Genomic DNA, 16,131 nt, shown 5'->3' on the forward strand with positions numbered 1-16,131 from the left:
ACTCCGGTTGCATGGCTGATCCGCCCATTCTACGCCTCGGCCAAGGGTAGGGTTTTCCCTACATCACGTCGGGTAGTTGGCTGGCTTTTAGAAATCCGTGAACCCGATACGCTGTGTGCATGTGGTGACGGACACTGTTTCGACCGACGGGATTGCCGGTCGGGACGGTCAGAACCACAAGGAGATACACGTCGTGCCTTGGTTTGTCGTGTTTAGGGCGCTGGTGCTGGGAGTGTGGATCGCGGGAGCGCAAGCTGCCGAGCCGATCGACATCAACCGGGCCGATGCCCAAGCGCTGCAGCAGGGATTGACGATGGTCGGGGCCACCAAGGCCGCGGCGATCGTCGAGCACCGGCGCAGACACGGCCCGTTTCACCGCGTCGAGGACCTGACGCAGGTGAAGGGGATAGGGACATCGATCGTCGAACGGAATCGACGGCGGATCACCGTTGGCAGCAGGATGTTGCCCGCGGATCCGGTACCCGGATCGGTACCGGTGCGAACCGTACCCAGGCGCTGACAACAGGAAACGTCGGGACCGGCAGGATGCAGGTTCACTGGCTGCGGACAGGATGCCCGTAACCACCGACCGTCGCAGGGATGCGGCACCAATCACCAGGATGGTGGCATCACAGACCTGTGGAAGGGGCTGAGATACAAACAGGACAGACGCGGCCGCGTGCAGGATGCAACGCCGCCCCCGCTTCGCAGGATGCGAGGGGGTGGCAGCAGGCCGACAGGGACGTGACGATTGCCCGGTACGACACATGGCTGTGTCGCCGGGCAATTTCTTTTGGCGCAGCCACCACGCGCGCATGGTGTACGGTGAGGCCTTCGCATGGAATGGAATCGGCTGGATGCACCTGCACCGTTTGACCTTGATGCTCGCCGCTGCCCTGGCACTGCCCTGCGCTGCGCACGCGGCCGCACCTTTCAAGCCGGTCGCGGCGACGACTTCCGAAGTACGCGGTCCGACCGACCTCAAGCCCGGCGAGTACCTGTGGCACCCGGAGGTTTCGCCGGCCGGGCCGATCGTGCTGGTGGTGAGCCTGGATGAGCAGCGCGCCTATGTGTACCGCAACGGCATCGCCATCGGCCTGACCACGATCAGCTCGGGCAAGACCGGCCATGAGACGCCGACCGGTGTGTTCACCATCCTGCAGAAGGACAAGGACCACCGTTCCAACCTCTACAACAGCGCACCCATGCCGTACATGCAGCGGCTGACCTGGGACGGCATCGCGCTTCACGGCGGCAGCCTGCCCGGGCACCCGGCCTCGCATGGCTGCGTGCGCCTGCCGCAGGCCTTCGCGCAGAAGCTGTTCAGCGAAACCAAGCGCGGCGATACGGTGGTCGTGGCCGATGCCAAGAGCGCGCCGATGACGCTGGCCTATCCGGCGGTGCTGGCGCCGGTGAATGCACGCGGACAGGCCCTGCCGGAAGGCGAGGCCGGCGCCCCGGACAAGGCGTGGTGGGATGATGCGGCCGCCCCCAGCGGGCAGGTCGGCATCCTGGTCAGCCTGCACGACCAGCGCCTGTACGTACTGCGCGACGGCGTGATGATCGGCGAGTCGCCATTGAAGGCCGACGCGCTGCCGGCGTTCCAGGGCACCACCCTGTTCGTGATGGGCCAGGGCTACAGCGATACGCCCAGCCCGCTTGATGCGCAGCAGCGCCTGCACCAGTGGACGGCCTATCCGCTGCTTGGCCAGGACCGCGCCCAGGCCACGCCGGACCTGCTGGCCACGCCATCGCTGCCGATGGCGCTGCCGGCCGATTTCGCCCGCCAGCTGTACCAGGTGCTGGTACCGGGCACGACCCTGCTGGTCACCTCGCTGCCGGCGGTGCGCCCAAGCGCGGCTGAATCGGGTATGCAGCCGGTCTTGGAATCGGAGCCGCCAGCGTCCACCCTCAAGGGATCCTGAGACCTTCCCACGTGCCCATGTCTGCTTTCCGCCTGTGCCGGCTGGCCGCCCTTGGCCTGCTGGCGACCACTGCCAGTGCCCCGGCCGGGGCGCAGACGCGCGTTGCCACCGCGATCAGCGCCGACGATCTCGCTGCGCAGCTGGCCCGCAGCGCGCCCAAGGCCGACCGCCGGGTGCTGCAGTTGGCCGCCCACGCCATGCGCTGCGCGCTGCAGCGGCCCGAACTGGGTGTCAGCGGTGAACGCCTGAGCGTGATCGACTACTCGCGGCCGTCCACCGAGCCGCGGATGTGGGTCTTCGACCTGGCCCGCCAGCGGCTGTTGTTCGAGGAGTGGGTGGCGCACGGCCGCAACAGCGGCGAGAACCGCACGGAGCATTTCTCCAACCGCGATGGCAGCTTCATGTCCAGCCTCGGCGCGTTCACCGCGCAGGAAACCTACATGGGCGGCAACGGCTATTCGCTGCGCTTGGCGGGTTTGGAGCCGGGTTTCAATGATCGTGCACGCGAGCGCGCCATCGTCATCCACGGTGCGCCGTATGTGAATCCCTCCACCGCACAGTTGCAGGGTCGGTTGGGGCGCAGTCTCGGCTGTCCGGCGGTGCGATTGTCGGTGGCCAAGCCGCTGATCGACGCGCTGCGAGGCGGCACGATGGTGTTCGCGTACTACCCCGACCAGGATTGGCTCAAACACTCGCAACTGCTGGGTGGCGATTGCGGTACGTCCGCGGGTCTTGCAACGCGGTGATGCGTTGTGGCGCGCGGCATGATGCAATGCGCGCATGAACATCGACTCCCTGCTGCAGACCCCGAGCCAGGTGATTTCCAGCCTGGATTACCGCCGCGAACGCTGGCGCAACGGCCTTGGCTGGACCCGCGAGATCCTGCGGTTGCCAGCGCAGGGCGATGACTGGGCGTTGCGCCTGTCAGTGGCCGAAATCGAACAGGACGCTGCGTTTTCCGCGTTCCCCGGTGTCGAGCGCGAACTGGTACTGCTGCAGGGCAATGGCGTGCGCCTGCGTTTCGAGGACGGCCGCGTCGCCGAAGTGCTGCCACCGCATGGGCGTGTGCGTTTTGCCGGCGAAGCCGCGCTGCATGGCGAACTGATCGACGGCACCACCCACGATTTCAACCTGATGTGGAAGCGCGAGCAGCTGCAGGCCGAACTGCTGCACCGGCCGCTGGTCGGGCCGATGTTCTTCTTCTGCGAGCCGGGTGTGGCGTGGGCCCTGCACCTGCTGGGTGGGCAGGCTACGTTTGGTGCGGACAGTGGATTGCCTGCGATGCAGACCGGCGACACTGCGTGGTTGGCCGCCGGCGAGCGTCAGCGGCATGCGCTGCAGGGCGGCGGGGAGTTGCTGGCGATACGGGTGAGCGCCGCGGGCGGCTGAGCCATCGTCGGCGCTCGGAGACAATCATCCACGCATGGCGTGGATCTACTGAAGCAGATTGCGCGGTTTTTTCCGTAGATCCACGCCATGCGTGGATGCAGCGGCCGATACCGCGGCATGGTGCGAACCAAGGTGCGCACCCACCAGAAGTCGGTTCGCACCCACCTGGAGACGGTTCGCCTCAATACACATCGCGCCGGTAACGACCGGCCAGCAGCAGCGCTTCCTTGCCGTCGGCACCGAGGACCTGTTCGATCACCGCATCCACGGCCGGGGCCATGCCCTGCAGGCTGCCGCAGACCAGGATCGTTGCGCCTTCATCAACCCACTGCCGCAGCGCGGATGCTTCGGCCAGCAGGCGATCCTGCACGTAGCGGTGCGCGCCGCCATCACGGCTGAATACCGTATCCAGACGGCTCAGCGCGCCGTTGGCGAGCATCGCCTGCAGTTCGTCGCCGAAGTGGAAATCATGGGCAGCCGAGCGTTCGCCGAACAACAGCCAGGTGCGACTGCCTCCAGCCCGAGCGCGCTCGTGCAGGTGTGCGCGCAGGCCGGCGATCCCGGTGCCGTTGCCGATCAACAGCAGCGGAACATCGATGGCGACGCCGTGGAAATTCTCGTTGCGGCGCAGGCGTATCTGCACCGGCTCGCCGATGGCGGCGTGGTCGCACAGCCAGCCACTGCCGACGCCCGGTGTGCCATCGGCACGCAGCTGACGGCGCAGCAGCAGTTCCACCGCGCCGTCGTCCATCACCGAGGCGATGGAATATTCGCGATGCGGCAGTGGCTGCAGTGCCGCCAACAATCCAGGCAGATCGCCCGCTGCAACCAAGGACGGCAGATGCGAGCGGGCGACGCGTGCAAGCAGCGTATTCCCGTCGTCCAACATGGTGTCGGGATCGAAGCCCTGCGCCTGCAGCCAGTCGCGCGTGCTCTGTTCGGCGTGCTGCGGACCGATCTCGGCGATGTCGCCCGCCTGCCAGTGCGCGCTGCTGTCGGTCGGTGGCTGCAGGCGCAGCCAGTAGACCGGACCACCGACGCTGCCCGGGTTGAGGTGGATGCGCTGCAGCAGCGTCCACGGCTGGTACTCGGCCGGTGTCCAATCGGGCAGTTCGCTGGCGTCGCCGCCGAGCTGGCCGAGCAGCTGCTGCCAGTGGCGCAGGGCGGCCGGATCGGCATTGTCGACTTCAATGGCATCGAACAGTGGATGCGCGCCCTGCTGACGCAGCCAGTCGTGAAGCTGGTGGCCGAACGCGCAGAAGTGGCCGTAGCTGCGATCACCCAGCGCGAGCACGCCGTACTGCAGGTGGTGCAGAGGTGGCGGCGTGGTCATCACCCGGCGCAGGAAGGGCAGGGCGTGGTCGGGTGCATCGCCTTCGCCGGTGGTGCTGACGATGAACAGTGCACGCGCGCTGCCCGTCAGCACGCCGGCATCCACTTCGTGCAGACCGCGCAGGCGCACCGGCACGCCGGCCGAGCGCAGGGCCTGCGCACTGCGTTCGGCCAGTTCGCGGGCAAAGCCGGTCTGGCTGGACCAGACCAGCAGCATCGGTTGGTTGCTGCCTTCAGTCGTGTCATCGCGCGGACGGCTGCGCCACCACAGCACACCACACGCCAGCAAATACAGCGCGGTAGCGGCCAGCGCGATGCCCCACTGCCCTGACGGCGGCGCACCCTGCCACCACGCTTCGCCCAGGTGCAGGCGCAGCAGGGCCCCGCCGATCGCGGCCAGCAGGGCCAGCACTACGACGTTGCCAAGAGTTGCGCGCGAGAAACGAGTGCTCATGCGGCCTGCTCATCCAGCAGCCGCTGGAAGGCGCTGCTGAGGGTTTCGCGCGGGCCGTCGGCGGCGCGTTCCAGGTAGCGCACGGCCAGCCCTTCGCGTTCTGCCAGCGCGATGCCCGCGTCGCGACCGAGCACGGTCAGTGCGGTGGCCCAGGCGTCAGCGTGCATCGCATCGTCGGCGACCACGGTGACGGCGGCTGCGACCTGTCGCACTGGCGTGCCGCTGCGTGGGTCGAGGCTGTGACTGTAGGCAACGCCATCGTCCTGATACTGGTGCCAGCGATCGCCGGAGGTGGCCACGGCTTTTCCCTCCAGCGCCAGTACACGCGGTGGTGTATCGGTGTGGGCATCTTCCTCCGGCGCCGACTCCACCAGCACACGCCATGGCTGGCCGTCGGGCTTGCGGCCGTAGCCCGCCAGCTCGCCGCCGACTTCAATCAGTGCGGCATCGATCCCCTGGCTGCGCAGCCAAGCGGCGACGTGGTCGACACCGAAGCCCTTGGCGATCGCCGAGAGATCCAGTTCCAGGCCACCCGGTTGCAACAGCGCATCGTCCTGCCAGTGCAGGCGCTGCCAACCGCAGCGTGCACGGGTTGCCTGCAACGTGGTGGCATCGGGTGCACGTCGTTCACCAGCATGCGCACCGAAGCCCCACAGCGCCACCAGTGGGCCGATGGTCGGGTCGAAGGCACCGCCGCTGGCGGCGGCGATGGCCTGCGCGCAGGTCAGCACATGGCGTGTTTCGGCAGGCAGCACGCAGTGCCGCCCCGCGTCGGCACGGTTGTAGCGGCTCAGGTCCGAGCCTGCTTCCCACGTGCTCATCTGTGCGACTACTTCATCCAGACGGACCTGGATGCCCGCATGCAGCGGATGCAGGTCGCGCTGGCGCGCTGCCACCAGTGACACGCTCCAGGTGGTGCCCATGGTGGTGCCGCCCAGCCGGGCGATGTCGAGTGCGGTAGAGGTCATGGGCATGCGTAGCAGGCTGCGATACCAGGGCGCGCCGGGTATCGCAGCGATGCCTTTACTGCGGCAGCACTTCCAGCGTGGCGACGTAGCTCAGGCGACGCTTGGCGGCCTGCTTGACCGACGTTTTCTTGTCCTCGGTTCCGGTTTCCAGCCAGTACATGCCGGCTTCCGGCCAGGTCACCTTGATCTCGCCCTTGGCGTCGCTGGTCAGTTTCTGCTCGTCCTGCGCATTGCGGTAGCGGGTACTGCCGCGCACGATCTCGAATTCCAGGCCTGCAGTCGGCTTGCCGTCGACCAGTACGCGGAAGGTCGCTTCTTCGCCGGCGAACAGGTCGTTCGGGTGGCCGACGGCCACCAGTTCGATGCCGCGGTTGGTCGGCTTCAGCGCGGTGTCGTTCGGCGCGCCGTTGGTGACGAAGGTCTCCACACGGCCGACCGACTGGTTCACTTCCAGCTTCTTGGCATCCTTGGGCAGTTCGCCGAAGGTAGCGGCAGTACCGCGCCAGCGCTTGCGCTCGCCATTCAGTTCATAAGTGGCCGACAGGCCGTCGTTGACCGAGGCGATGCGGTAGGTGCCCTGCTGCTTCAGCTCGACGTCGAACACGCTGCGGTACTTGCCGGTGGCCGCGTTCTGCGCCTGCACGGTGCTGCCGTCCGGGGCGGTGATCACCACCGATTCCAGGCGCAGCGGCACGTGGTTGAAATAGAACAGGTCGTTGGAGACCGCGCCATCGACGGTGATCCACGGCGCATTGCCGGCGATCACGGTCTGCGAGGGCAGCAGCCAAGCCTTGTGGGCCAAGGCAGAGAAGGGAAGGGCAGCGGCCAGAGCGGCGGCGAGGACGAGCGTGCGCTTCATGCGGAAGACTCCAGTTGGAAGGGGTCGGATCCCTTTCCAACGGAAAGGGCTCTGACCCCGAGGATATGGCGATCGGGTCAGAGCCCTTCCTGCGGAAGGGATCCGACCCCGGTCAGGAAATCAAGGTTTGACGGCGAGGGTGACCTGGCCCAGTTCGGTGGCGCCCTGCGCGCGGCCGTTCTGTGCGGCGGTGGCCGGCCAGGTGAAGGGGATCTTCAGCAGTTCACGGCCGCCGACTTCGCGCACCGCTTCCACCACCAGGGTGTAGTTGCCCGGGGCCAGCTGCTTCAGCGCCGGCTGCTTGTCGTTGAACGACAGCGCGTGCTTGCCGGCAGGGCGGGTCGGACCGGTCACGCCATCCACCGGCACCTGCAGGGTGCGGCCGCTCTTGCGCCACCACTGGCGCAGGTCGGGCAGCCACTTGGTGCCATGGCCTTCGCTGTTGCTGGTCTGCTGGTACCAGACCGACAGGTTGGCGGCGACCTTCTGGTCGGCGCCTTCCAGCCACACCGCTACATACGGGCGGTGGTATTCGGCCACGTTGAGCTTGGGTACTTCGACGTTGATGTCGAGGGTGGTGGCGTAGGCCGGCGAGGTGGCCAGCAGGCCGCTGAGGGCGATGGTCAGGGTGACGCGCATGGGGCGGCTCCGGAGAAACGGATGGAAATCACGGTGGAAGTTCAGTGGATCAGCAGCAGGGCGATCAGCAGCGGAATCATCAGGCCCAGGCCGACCAGCGGCCAGGTCATGCGTCGCTGCCGCGCATGCAGGTGCAGCAGGAACAGACCGGTGATGCAGAACACCAGGCAGGCCACGGCGAACACGTCCAGGAACCAGCCCCACGCGGGGCCGGCGTTGCGGCCCTTGTGCAGGTCGTTGAGGTAGGACACCGCGCCGCGCGAGGTCGATTCGTACTCGACTGCGCCGGTTTCGCGGTCGATGCTCAACCAGGCGTCGCCGCCGGGACGTGGCAGTGACAGGTAGATTTCCTCGGCTGACCACTCGGCGGGTCGGCCGCCGATGGAAATGCCCAGCTGCTCATCCAGCCATTGCCGGGCAGGGCGCGGGATCGGCGCGTTGCCGTCCTCGCGTGTACCGAGCTGGCCGCGCACGTCGGCCGGCAGTTCAAGATGCTGGTTCTGCACCTGCGGCTTGGCCTCGATCTTCGCTGCATGGTTCAGCGTGAGCCCGGTCACTGCGAACAGCAGCATGCCGATCAGGCAGACCGCGGAGCTGATCCAGTGCCACTGGTGCAGGGTACGCAGCCAGAAGCCGCGGCTCTGTTGCTGCTGCACGGTGGAAGATGCGGGACGGCTCACGGCACGGTTCGGGACGGATGAATACTGGCCATTACATCATTGATGAGAATTGCTCGCAATTAGATGTCGTTGTGTATCTCTGAAGGGGTAGTGCCGGCCGCTGGCCGGCAATCCCATGACACCTGGAAACATCGCGCGGTTGCCGGCCAGCGGCCGGCACTACCACTGCGGCTGACCGGTAGATCCACGCCATGCGTGGATGGAGCGCCGTCCAGGTTCGGTATGGGCAGTAGATCCACGCCATGCGTGGATGAAGCGGTGCCGACCAAGGTCGGCACCTACCAGGGCAGGGCGATGCCGGCCAGCGGCCGGCACTACCGGTCGTGGCGTCAGAACTTCGCGTTGAGCGAGATCCAGTAGCTGCGGCGCTGGTCCTTGGTGGCGTAGTCGTCCACGCAGTTGTATTCGCTGGGGCTGGTCAGCAGGCACGACTGCGAGACGAAGTTCTTGTCGAACAGGTTATTGACCCGCGCGTTGACGGTCAGCCACTGCGTGGCCTTCCAGCTGCCACCGAGGTGGAAGATCGTGTAGTCCTCGTAGTAGCGGGTGTGGCTGGCACCGGCGGCATCGAGGATCGTGTCGCGGTAGCGGTCGTAGCGGCCTTCGCCGATCAACGACAGGCTGATCGCATCGTTGAGCTGCCAGTTGAGGCTGGCGTTGGCCATGTGCTTGGCCGGCATGGTGCCGGTGATCGGCAGGCCCTTGCCGGAACCGGCGGTCTGCTCGCTTTTGGTCCAGGTGTAGTTGCCGCGCAGCTGCAGGTTGTCCAGCAGATCGACGTGGCCGGCCAGTTCTGCGCCACGTGTTTCCGCCTTGTCGATGTTCACGCTCTGGGTGAACGTGCTGTAGCCCAGCGAGGCCCAGCCCGGGCCGATGTCCACGCAGTAGCCGCTGCCTGCAGGTGCCACCTCGCAGTTGGGGAACGTGCCGCCGCTGGCGATCTTGTCTTCGAACTTGTTGATGAAGCCGGTGACGTTGAAGCCCCAGCGCTGGCCCTCGTAATACGCAGCCAGCTCGTAGTTGGTGCTGGTTTCCGGCTTCAGGTTCGGCGACCCCACCAGCGGCAGCACGCCCTGGCCACCAAAGCCGGTGATGCCGGGGAACAGCTGGTCCGGACGCGGGGTCTTGTAGCCGGTGCTGACGCCGCCCTTGAAGGTCCACGCATCGGTGGCATTCCAGACCAGGTAGCCGCGCGGACTGAGGTGGCTGCCGAAGATATTGTGGTCGTCGTAGCGCAGGCCGAAGGTGGCGGTCAGGGTGTCGGTCAGCGACCAGTTGTCCTCGGCGAACAGCGCCCACATGCGGTGCTTCTGCTTGGTGTTGCTGCGGTAGCCGGCACCGTCCATGCCGAACACGCCGTCCACCATGTCGGTGTCGTTGTACTGGCCGCCCACGGTCAGCTTGTGCGCGCCGAAGTCCAGGTCGAGCATCGTGTCCAGCACGTAGCCTTCCAGCTCCATGGTGCGCAGCGGACGCGGCAGGAACGCCTGCAGCCGTGCCTGTTCGCTGGCGTTGAGTGCGCCCAGGGCGTTGTTGCGGCCGGCGGCACAGTTGTTGGCGGCGCCGGTGCGGCGGCAGACGTCGTTCCACAGGGTCTGCAGGCCGGCGCGCTCGTCCAGCGTCAGCGGCAGCGAGCGGCCGAGGTTGCTGCTCTTGCTGTGGGTCAGCGAGGTCTGCCAGGTGCCGAAGCTGTAGCGGCCCTGATGGGTCAGCGACAGCTGGTCGCGCTCATAGCGCTGGTAAGCGGTGTAGCCCACGCGCGGCTGCACCACGCGGCGGGTGACGGTGCCGCTGCCATTCGGGTTCGGGACCACCGCGTTGCCGACGCGCCACAGGCTGGCCAGGCTGTCGAGCGTGCCGGTCTGGCCCTCGCTGTTGTCGTACTTCTGGCGAGAGACGTCGTAGTCCAGCCACAGCTCGTGGTCGTCGTTGAGATGGAAGTTCAGGCGCACGCCGGTGTTCCAGTTGGTGTTGGCCACCGACTTGCCGCCGCCACCGAAACCGATGCTGCGTTCCCACAGCGTGCCGTCGGGCAGGGTCAGTGCATCCCATTCGGGATTGGATGCCTTGGCGTCGTAGTAGCTGCCGCGCACGGCCAGGCCCAGGCGATCCTTCACCAGCGGGCCGCTCAGGTACAGGTCGGTGCTGCGCGCATCACCGAACTGATCGTCCTGCTGCACGGTGAAGCCTTGGGTGACTGCGCCGTGCCAGCTGTCCTGGTTGCGGCGGGTGATGATGTTGATGACGCCACCCATCGCATCCGAGCCGTACAGCGTGGACATCGGGCCACGCACTACTTCAATGCGCTCGATCGCATCCAGCGGCGGCAGGTAGGCGAACTGGCCACCGCCGAAGTTGTTCGGATACAGCTGGCCGGCGTTGCTCTGGCGGCGCCCGTCGATCAGCACCAGGGTGTATTCGGACGGCAGGCCGCGCATGGAGATGGTGGCGCGGCCGTTCTTGTCGGTGGCTTCCAGGCCGACGTCGATGCCCTCGACGTCGCGCAGGGCGTCGACCAGGCTGGTGTAGGGGCGCTTGCTCAGCTCTTCGCGGCTGACCACGCTGATGCTGGCCGGTGCATCGACCACCTTCTGCTCGAAGCCGGAGGCGGTCACCACCACCTTGTCCAGCGTCTGCGGCGCGCCGCTGGCGTCACCACTGGCGTAGGCAGGAGCTGCGACGGCGGCCAGCACGGCGCTGGTCAACAGGTGGCGGGACAGGGACGAACGGACACGATGGCGCTGGGCCATGGCAGATACCTCGAAGAATGCAAGACAGCGCGATGCCGGGCGCGGAGCGCGCGCGGCAGGGCAGGGATGGCCCGATCAGGGGCGGCAGAGGTGAAGCAGGCTGCGGCGAGCCGGTGCAACCGCTCAGGCGGTCACGGCGTGCCGTGGATCAGGCGAGCGGCGGCGCTTGGCCGCGTTGCTGGCGACGCCCGGGCGCATCGGCCCACGGCATGTCTGGTGCAGCCAATGGCCAGTGCGAACGCGCGCTGGATGGAGCCGACGCGGAGGGAACGAGATCAAGTTCGGTGCGCAGCCAGTGGCTGGCCAGTAGCAGCGGCGGCGCAGGCTTGTCTGTGGACTTGGCCGGTGCCGATGCGCAGCGCCGCAGCTTGGCCGGCGCTTCTTCCTGCAGGGGGCCTTCGCCGCCGCGCTCTTCCAGCGGTTGCTGCAGCGCCTGAGCGGCAGCAGCGTGGGCCACTGGCAGCAAGGGCAGGGTGCCCAGCAACAGCGTCAACATCGCCACCCACGCCAGCAGGCTGGCCAGCGCAGGCCGACGGCCGCGCATGGCGGTGCCGAGCTGTACAAGCCGAAACGGGCGAGGGCGGAACGGGCGACGCAAGCGGAAATCCCTGGCTGGCCGGAACATCCGGCGTCAACGGGGCGTGATTGTAATGAGACCCGTTAGCCGTTGCAAATGAGAATGATTGCCAAGTTGTCGCCGGGGTGGCCTGATCGGCTCAGACCTCGCTCCAGCGTCGCAGCAGGTTGTGGTACACGCCGGTCAGCTGCAGCACCGCGTCGGCATCGCCATCGGTCTGCCGCAGGCGTTCGATGGAGGTATCCATCTCCCACAGCAGGCGCCGCTGCACATCGTCGCGGACCATGCTCTGCACCCAGAAGAACGAGGCCACGCGCGCACCGCGGGTGACCGGGTTGACCTTGTGCAGGCTGCTGGAGGGATACACGATCAGATCACCGGCCGGCAGTTTCACTTCATGCTCGCCGTAGGTGTCACTGATGATCAGTTCACCGCCGTCGTACTCGTCCGGGTCGGACAGGAACAGCGTGCAGGAGATGTCCGAGCGCAGCTGCTCGCCGTTGGCCAGGTTCATCACCGCGCCATCGACGTGGAAGCCGTAGGTGCCGCCGCCGCTGTAGCGGTTGAAGCGCGGCGGCAGGTACTTCAGCGGCAACGCTGCGCTGAAGAACAGCGGATGCCGTGCCAGCGCGACCAGAATGGTTTCGCCCAGTTCGCGGCGCAGCGGCGAAGCTTCCGGCAGCTGCTGGTTGTGCTTGGCCTGCGCGCCGAGGTGGCCGACGGTCTCGCGGCCATCGGTCCAGTCTGCCGCATCGAGCCTGCGGCGGGTGTCGGCGACCTGTTCGGCGCTGAGGATGTCGGGGATGTGCAGCAGCATGCGGAAGTCCTCAGCAAGCAGACGGTGCGACCAGGGCGCGCACCTGCGGGTGGGGGGAGGCGGCGAGCTCGGGCACGATATGCGCGATGAAGGCGGGGCTGCCGTGCTGCAGCGCCAACTGCAGCCAGTGCACGGCCTGTTCGATTTCACCGGCCTGCAGCAGGATCGAGGCGTAATTGGCCTGGCCGCGGAAATCGCCGGCCTCGGCCGCGCGCCGATACCACGCCAGCGCCGCCTGCGGATCGCGTACGGTGTCCAGTCCGTCCTCCAGATGCCGGGCCAGCAGGTTCATCGACTTGGCGTGGCCCAGATGCGCCGCGCGGGTATACAGCGCCAGCGCCTGTGCGCGGTCCTGCGGCACGCCACGGCCGGTGGCCAGCAGGTTCGCGAGGTTGTACAGGCCCCAATCCAGACCAGTGTCGGCCGCGCGCCGGTACCAGACCGCGGCAAGCGAAGGATTGGCGGTGGTGCCCTGGCCGAGCTCATGGCAGCGGCCGAGCATGTTCATCGCCATCGGCGCACCGTTGTTGGCTGCGGTCTCGTACCAGAGCAGGGCCGCAGCAACGTCTTCGGGCGTGCCTTTGCCTTCCATGTGCATCTGCGCCAGCAGCAGCTGCGCCTCGACCTGCCCGGCCTGTGCCGCATCGCGCACGTGCGCGAAGGCGGACTGCGGGTCGCGCAGCAGCAGGTCTGCCAGGGCGTCGGAATCAAACGGGGTGTTGGAAGCCATGCGCGGAGTATCGCCGGAAACAAAAAACGGCGGCAGGAGATCCTGCCACCGTGTGGGTGCTGCGGGTTACATCAGAACTTCACGTTCAGTGCCAGGGTGGCCGAACGACCCGGAGCGATGCTCGCGTAGTGCGACGCATAGGCCTTGGTGAAGTAGGTCTTGTCGGCCAGGTTCTGCACGTTCAACTGCAGGCTGATGTTGTCCTGGATCGCGTAGCTGGCCATCGCGTCGAAGCGGGTGTAGCTGGGGATCCACTTGGTGTTGGCCACATCACCGTACTGCTTGTCGGAGTAGTTGGCACCGGCGCCAACGGTCAGGCCGAACGGGAAGCGGTAGGTGGTCCACAGCGTGGCGCTGTGCTTGGCGGTGTTCGGGAACACGTTGCCGTTGTACGGCGAGGGCACGTAGACGTTGGACGGGCAGGTACGGCCGGACACGGCGCAGACGAAGCCGTTGTCCTTCAGTTCCGAATCCAGGTAGGTGTAGCCGCCGTACAGGCTCCAGGCATCGGTCAGCTGGCCGGTGAAGCCCACTTCCACGCCGTTGATTTCCTTCTTGCCGGCGTTCTGGCTGGTGCCGTTGTCCACGGTCACGCGCGCGTTGTCCATCACGGTGTGGAAGATCGCCGCGGTCAGGTTCAGGCGGTTGTCGAACAGGTCCCACTTGGTGCCCAGTTCGAGGTTCTTGGTGTCCTGCGGCTTGAGGTCGGCCACGGTCGCGCTGAGGCCATCGGAACCGTCGCCACCGTCCATGCCCGGCGGGGTGGAGGAGGTGCCGTAGGAGAGGTAGATGCTGCCGTTGGCGGTCGGCTTGAAGACAATGCCGGCCTGGTAGTTCAGGAAGTCATTGTCGTTGCGCACGCGGGTCGGCGCCTTGCCGGCCACCGGGGTGGTCAGGCTGGTGGAGAAGTCGTCGTAACGCAGGCCGACGTTGATCATCCACTGCGCGTTCAGTTCGATGGTGTCGAACAGATAGGCGGACTTGGTCTTGGTGCGCTGCTCGACGTCCAGTGCCTTGTCGCTGCGGTACACCGCATGGGTGGCCGCCCACGGATCATTTGGGTTCGGGTTGTCGAAGCTGGTGCAGTTGTAGCCGGTGGCAGCGCCGGTGGTCGGGCACTTGCTGCTGTTGGTCAGCGGGTTGTTGGTGCCCGGGGTCATCAGGTAGCTGCCACGGGTCATCTTCTCGTCGCTGTATTCCAGGCCGGCGCTGTAGCTGTGCTTCAGTGCACCGGTCTGGAACGCGCCGGTCAGGCTCAGCTGGTCGGCGAAGCTCTTGACGTCCACCGCGCGGCTGTTGGTACGACGCCACAAGGTGCCGTAGTTGTTCGGGTTGCCCTGGCTGTCGTCCGGCTGGGTCCACAGGTAATCGTTGCTGGTGTTGCCCAGGCGCGCGATGTTGCGCAGCTTGTGGGCGCCGAAGTCGTAGCTGCCGTCCAGGGTGCTGATGTCGGCGCGGGTGCGCTGGAAATCGCGATCCACCAGGCCGTAGTAGTTGTTGCGGTCGGGCACCATCGGGCGGCCGTCGACCCACTTCGACACCGGTGCGCCGTTCGGGTTGCCGTACGGGAAGCCGCCCGCGTCGGGCAGGTCGTCGCTCTGCATGTGGTAATGGCTGGCGATCAGCTGCGCCGGGCCGTTCAGGCCGAACGCGATCGACGGCGCGATGCCCCAGCGGCTGACGTTGGCGGCGTCACGACCGGCGATGTCCGACTCGTGCTTCATCAGGTTCAGGCGCGCGGCGATGCCATCGCCCAGCACGTAGTTGGCATCCACGGTGCCGCGTGCATAGCTGTCGGTACCGATGCCCATGCTGGCAGTGGTCTCGTTCTTCAGCTTCGGGGTCTTGCTGACCAGGTTGAGGCTGCCACCACCGGAATCACGACCGCCGTAGGCCGAGCTCGGGCCCTTGACCACTTCCACCTGCTCCAGGTCGAACACTTCGCGGGTCTGCGAACCGACGTCGCGCAGGCCATCGACGAACATGTTGCTCTGCGAGTCGAAGCCGCGGATGAAGGGGCGGTCACCGGTCGGGTTGCCGCCTTCGCCGGCACCGAAGGTGATGCCCGGAACCATGCGCAGCGCATCCTGCAGGTTGGTCGCACCGGTTTCGGCGATCAGCTTTTCCGAGACGACCGAGACCGACTTCGGGGTGTCCAGCAGGGCGGCGGTGAACTTCGGCGAGGACGGATTGAACCAGCTGCCGCGCACCTGGACCTTGTCCAGTTCGGTGGCCTTGCTGGCGCCGGCATCGTCGGCCGCCTGTGCGGCCAGCGGCGCGAAGCCGGCGGCGAGGGTGGCGGTGGCCAGTACCGAAACGCGAGGTGCGTACTTGCGGGTCTTGATGTGGGTCATGGGTAGGTTGGCGGTGGCTTGGATAGGGAATGAGCGAGGGCCGGCCAGCACGGCTGGGCGCGCGGCGGCAGGCAGGAGGTGGGTTCTGTAGAGCCGAGCCATGCTCGGCTGGCCGGAAACGCAATCAGGCGCGCGGCAACGGCCGCAGGGCGCCTCAGATGGCGTGCGGTGCCGGAGGTGCGTGCCCGGGATTCAGGCGCAGCGAGGGGTCGTGCAGCTGCCAACGCAGGGCATCGGAGTGCCACAACGGGATGTGGGCCACCAGCGCAGCACGCGGCGGGGCGGTGCCGGCGCAGGGCGTACCGCCTTCACCATCCACCGGAGGTTCCGGGGCGGGGGCGGCGTGGTGCGGGCATTCGTCGCCGGAAGGGGCCGGCAGCGGGGCGACCTGCTCGATATCGTGCAGATGCGCTTGCCAGCCTGCGTTGGCGGCGTGGCCGCCACCGCGTCCTTCGTGCAGCGCCGACCAGCCCAGCAGCAGCGTCAGCAGCGCGGCCACGAGCAGCGGCCACCCCTGACGGGCGAGCTGGCACAGCGTGGCGATGGGCGCGGACGAAGCCATGGCGCAGGCAGGGGCATTACGAAGATGTTACGTAGGATAACATCAACGATAATGATTCGCATGTACGGGTCCGGCATCCGGTTCCGCGTGGCCCG

The 16,131-nt window shown here is 66.9% G+C and carries 15 protein-coding genes; 4 read left to right on the top strand and 11 right to left on the bottom strand.

Features of this window, described 5'->3' with window-relative positions; translation table 11 throughout:
- Positions 1 to 97: 97 nt before the first annotated feature.
- The 4 genes from ACQ5SA_RS07015 to ACQ5SA_RS07030 all read left to right on the top strand — a co-directional run bounded on the left by ACQ5SA_RS07015 (position 98) and on the right by ACQ5SA_RS07030 (position 3,314).
- Positions 98 to 520: a ComEA family DNA-binding protein gene (locus tag ACQ5SA_RS07015; protein ID WP_499313642.1), complete on the top strand. Its 423-nt coding sequence runs from the start codon at positions 98 to 100 to the stop codon at positions 518 to 520.
- Between the two features lie 337 nt (positions 521 to 857).
- The gene (locus ACQ5SA_RS07020) at positions 858 to 1,925 is read left to right on the top strand and encodes a L,D-transpeptidase (protein WP_499314007.1); all 1,068 of its coding nucleotides are present in this window, start codon (positions 858 to 860) and stop codon (positions 1,923 to 1,925) included.
- A gap of 17 nt (positions 1,926 to 1,942) precedes the next feature.
- Entirely contained in the window at positions 1,943 to 2,671 is a 729-nt protein-coding gene (locus ACQ5SA_RS07025) for a murein L,D-transpeptidase catalytic domain family protein (RefSeq protein ID WP_499313644.1), read from the top strand.
- A gap of 34 nt (positions 2,672 to 2,705) precedes the next feature.
- The gene (locus tag ACQ5SA_RS07030) at positions 2,706 to 3,314 is read left to right on the top strand and encodes a HutD/Ves family protein (protein ID WP_499313645.1); all 609 of its coding nucleotides are present in this window, start codon (positions 2,706 to 2,708) and stop codon (positions 3,312 to 3,314) included.
- 181 nt (positions 3,315 to 3,495) lie between these two features.
- Here ACQ5SA_RS07030 and ACQ5SA_RS07035 read toward each other — a convergent pair whose 3' ends face one another.
- The 11 genes from ACQ5SA_RS07035 to ACQ5SA_RS07085 all read right to left on the bottom strand — a co-directional run bounded on the left by ACQ5SA_RS07035 (position 3,496) and on the right by ACQ5SA_RS07085 (position 16,036).
- A complete protein-coding gene (locus ACQ5SA_RS07035) occupies positions 3,496 to 5,100 on the bottom strand; it encodes a sulfite reductase subunit alpha (protein WP_499313647.1) in 1,605 nt (534 codons plus the stop codon).
- Positions 5,097 to 6,068, bottom strand: coding sequence for an FAD:protein FMN transferase (locus tag ACQ5SA_RS07040; protein WP_499313649.1), 972 nt, complete (start codon positions 6,066 to 6,068; stop codon positions 5,097 to 5,099). Before ACQ5SA_RS07040 ends, ACQ5SA_RS07035 begins: the two co-directional genes overlap by 4 nt.
- Positions 6,069 to 6,123: 55 nt before the next feature.
- Positions 6,124 to 6,927: a DUF4198 domain-containing protein gene (locus tag ACQ5SA_RS07045; RefSeq protein ID WP_499313651.1), complete on the bottom strand. Its 804-nt coding sequence runs from the start codon at positions 6,925 to 6,927 to the stop codon at positions 6,124 to 6,126.
- Positions 6,928 to 7,047: 120 nt separating this feature from the next.
- Positions 7,048 to 7,566: a DUF2271 domain-containing protein gene (locus ACQ5SA_RS07050; RefSeq protein WP_032975835.1), complete on the bottom strand. Its 519-nt coding sequence runs from the start codon at positions 7,564 to 7,566 to the stop codon at positions 7,048 to 7,050.
- Between the two features lie 41 nt (positions 7,567 to 7,607).
- The gene (locus ACQ5SA_RS07055; protein WP_100551751.1) at positions 7,608 to 8,246 is read right to left on the bottom strand and encodes a PepSY-associated TM helix domain-containing protein; all 639 of its coding nucleotides are present in this window, start codon (positions 8,244 to 8,246) and stop codon (positions 7,608 to 7,610) included.
- Between the two features lie 329 nt (positions 8,247 to 8,575).
- On the bottom strand, positions 8,576 to 10,996 hold the full coding sequence (locus ACQ5SA_RS07060) for a TonB-dependent receptor domain-containing protein (protein WP_499313654.1): 2,421 nt from the start codon (positions 10,994 to 10,996) through the stop codon (positions 8,576 to 8,578).
- Positions 10,997 to 11,144: 148 nt separating this feature from the next.
- Entirely contained in the window at positions 11,145 to 11,540 is a 396-nt protein-coding gene (locus tag ACQ5SA_RS07065; protein WP_499313656.1) for a hypothetical protein, read from the bottom strand.
- 172 nt (positions 11,541 to 11,712) lie between these two features.
- A complete protein-coding gene (locus tag ACQ5SA_RS07070; protein WP_499313658.1) occupies positions 11,713 to 12,390 on the bottom strand; it encodes a Fe2+-dependent dioxygenase in 678 nt (225 codons plus the stop codon).
- Between the two features lie 10 nt (positions 12,391 to 12,400).
- On the bottom strand, positions 12,401 to 13,120 hold the full coding sequence (locus ACQ5SA_RS07075) for a tetratricopeptide repeat protein (protein ID WP_499313660.1): 720 nt from the start codon (positions 13,118 to 13,120) through the stop codon (positions 12,401 to 12,403).
- A gap of 71 nt (positions 13,121 to 13,191) precedes the next feature.
- Positions 13,192 to 15,474, bottom strand: coding sequence for a TonB-dependent receptor (locus tag ACQ5SA_RS07080; protein WP_499313662.1), 2,283 nt, complete (start codon positions 15,472 to 15,474; stop codon positions 13,192 to 13,194).
- A 154-nt stretch (positions 15,475 to 15,628) separates the two neighbouring features.
- Positions 15,629 to 16,036 carry a hypothetical protein gene (locus ACQ5SA_RS07085; RefSeq protein ID WP_499313664.1) on the bottom strand — a complete coding sequence of 136 codons (408 nt, stop codon included), beginning with the start codon at positions 16,034 to 16,036 and terminating at the stop codon, positions 15,629 to 15,631.
- Positions 16,037 to 16,131: the final 95 nt, after the last annotated feature.

Origin of the sequence: Stenotrophomonas indicatrix, assembly GCF_050573115.1 — a bacterium.
Lineage (GTDB): Bacteria > Pseudomonadota > Gammaproteobacteria > Xanthomonadales > Xanthomonadaceae > Stenotrophomonas > Stenotrophomonas lactitubi_A.

Coding starts and splice junctions, on each gene's coding strand:
- ACQ5SA_RS07030 (WP_499313645.1), top strand. CDS start 2,706: ATGAACATCGACTCCCTGCTGCAGACCCCGAGCCAGGTGATTTCCAGC.
- ACQ5SA_RS07035 (WP_499313647.1), bottom strand. CDS start 5,100: ATGAGCACTCGTTTCTCGCGCGCAACTCTTGGCAACGTCGTAGTGCTG.
- ACQ5SA_RS07085 (WP_499313664.1), bottom strand. CDS start 16,036: ATGGCTTCGTCCGCGCCCATCGCCACGCTGTGCCAGCTCGCCCGTCAG.
- ACQ5SA_RS07070 (WP_499313658.1), bottom strand. CDS start 12,390: ATGCTGCTGCACATCCCCGACATCCTCAGCGCCGAACAGGTCGCCGAC.
- ACQ5SA_RS07060 (WP_499313654.1), bottom strand. CDS start 10,996: ATGGCCCAGCGCCATCGTGTCCGTTCGTCCCTGTCCCGCCACCTGTTG.
- ACQ5SA_RS07040 (WP_499313649.1), bottom strand. CDS start 6,068: ATGACCTCTACCGCACTCGACATCGCCCGGCTGGGCGGCACCACCATG.
- ACQ5SA_RS07065 (WP_499313656.1), bottom strand. CDS start 11,540: ATGCGCGGCCGTCGGCCTGCGCTGGCCAGCCTGCTGGCGTGGGTGGCG.
- ACQ5SA_RS07045 (WP_499313651.1), bottom strand. CDS start 6,927: ATGAAGCGCACGCTCGTCCTCGCCGCCGCTCTGGCCGCTGCCCTTCCC.
- ACQ5SA_RS07080 (WP_499313662.1), bottom strand. CDS start 15,474: ATGACCCACATCAAGACCCGCAAGTACGCACCTCGCGTTTCGGTACTG.
- ACQ5SA_RS07050 (WP_032975835.1), bottom strand. CDS start 7,566: ATGCGCGTCACCCTGACCATCGCCCTCAGCGGCCTGCTGGCCACCTCG.
- ACQ5SA_RS07025 (WP_499313644.1), top strand. CDS start 1,943: ATGTCTGCTTTCCGCCTGTGCCGGCTGGCCGCCCTTGGCCTGCTGGCG.
- ACQ5SA_RS07020 (WP_499314007.1), top strand. CDS start 858: ATGCACCTGCACCGTTTGACCTTGATGCTCGCCGCTGCCCTGGCACTG.
- ACQ5SA_RS07075 (WP_499313660.1), bottom strand. CDS start 13,120: ATGGCTTCCAACACCCCGTTTGATTCCGACGCCCTGGCAGACCTGCTG.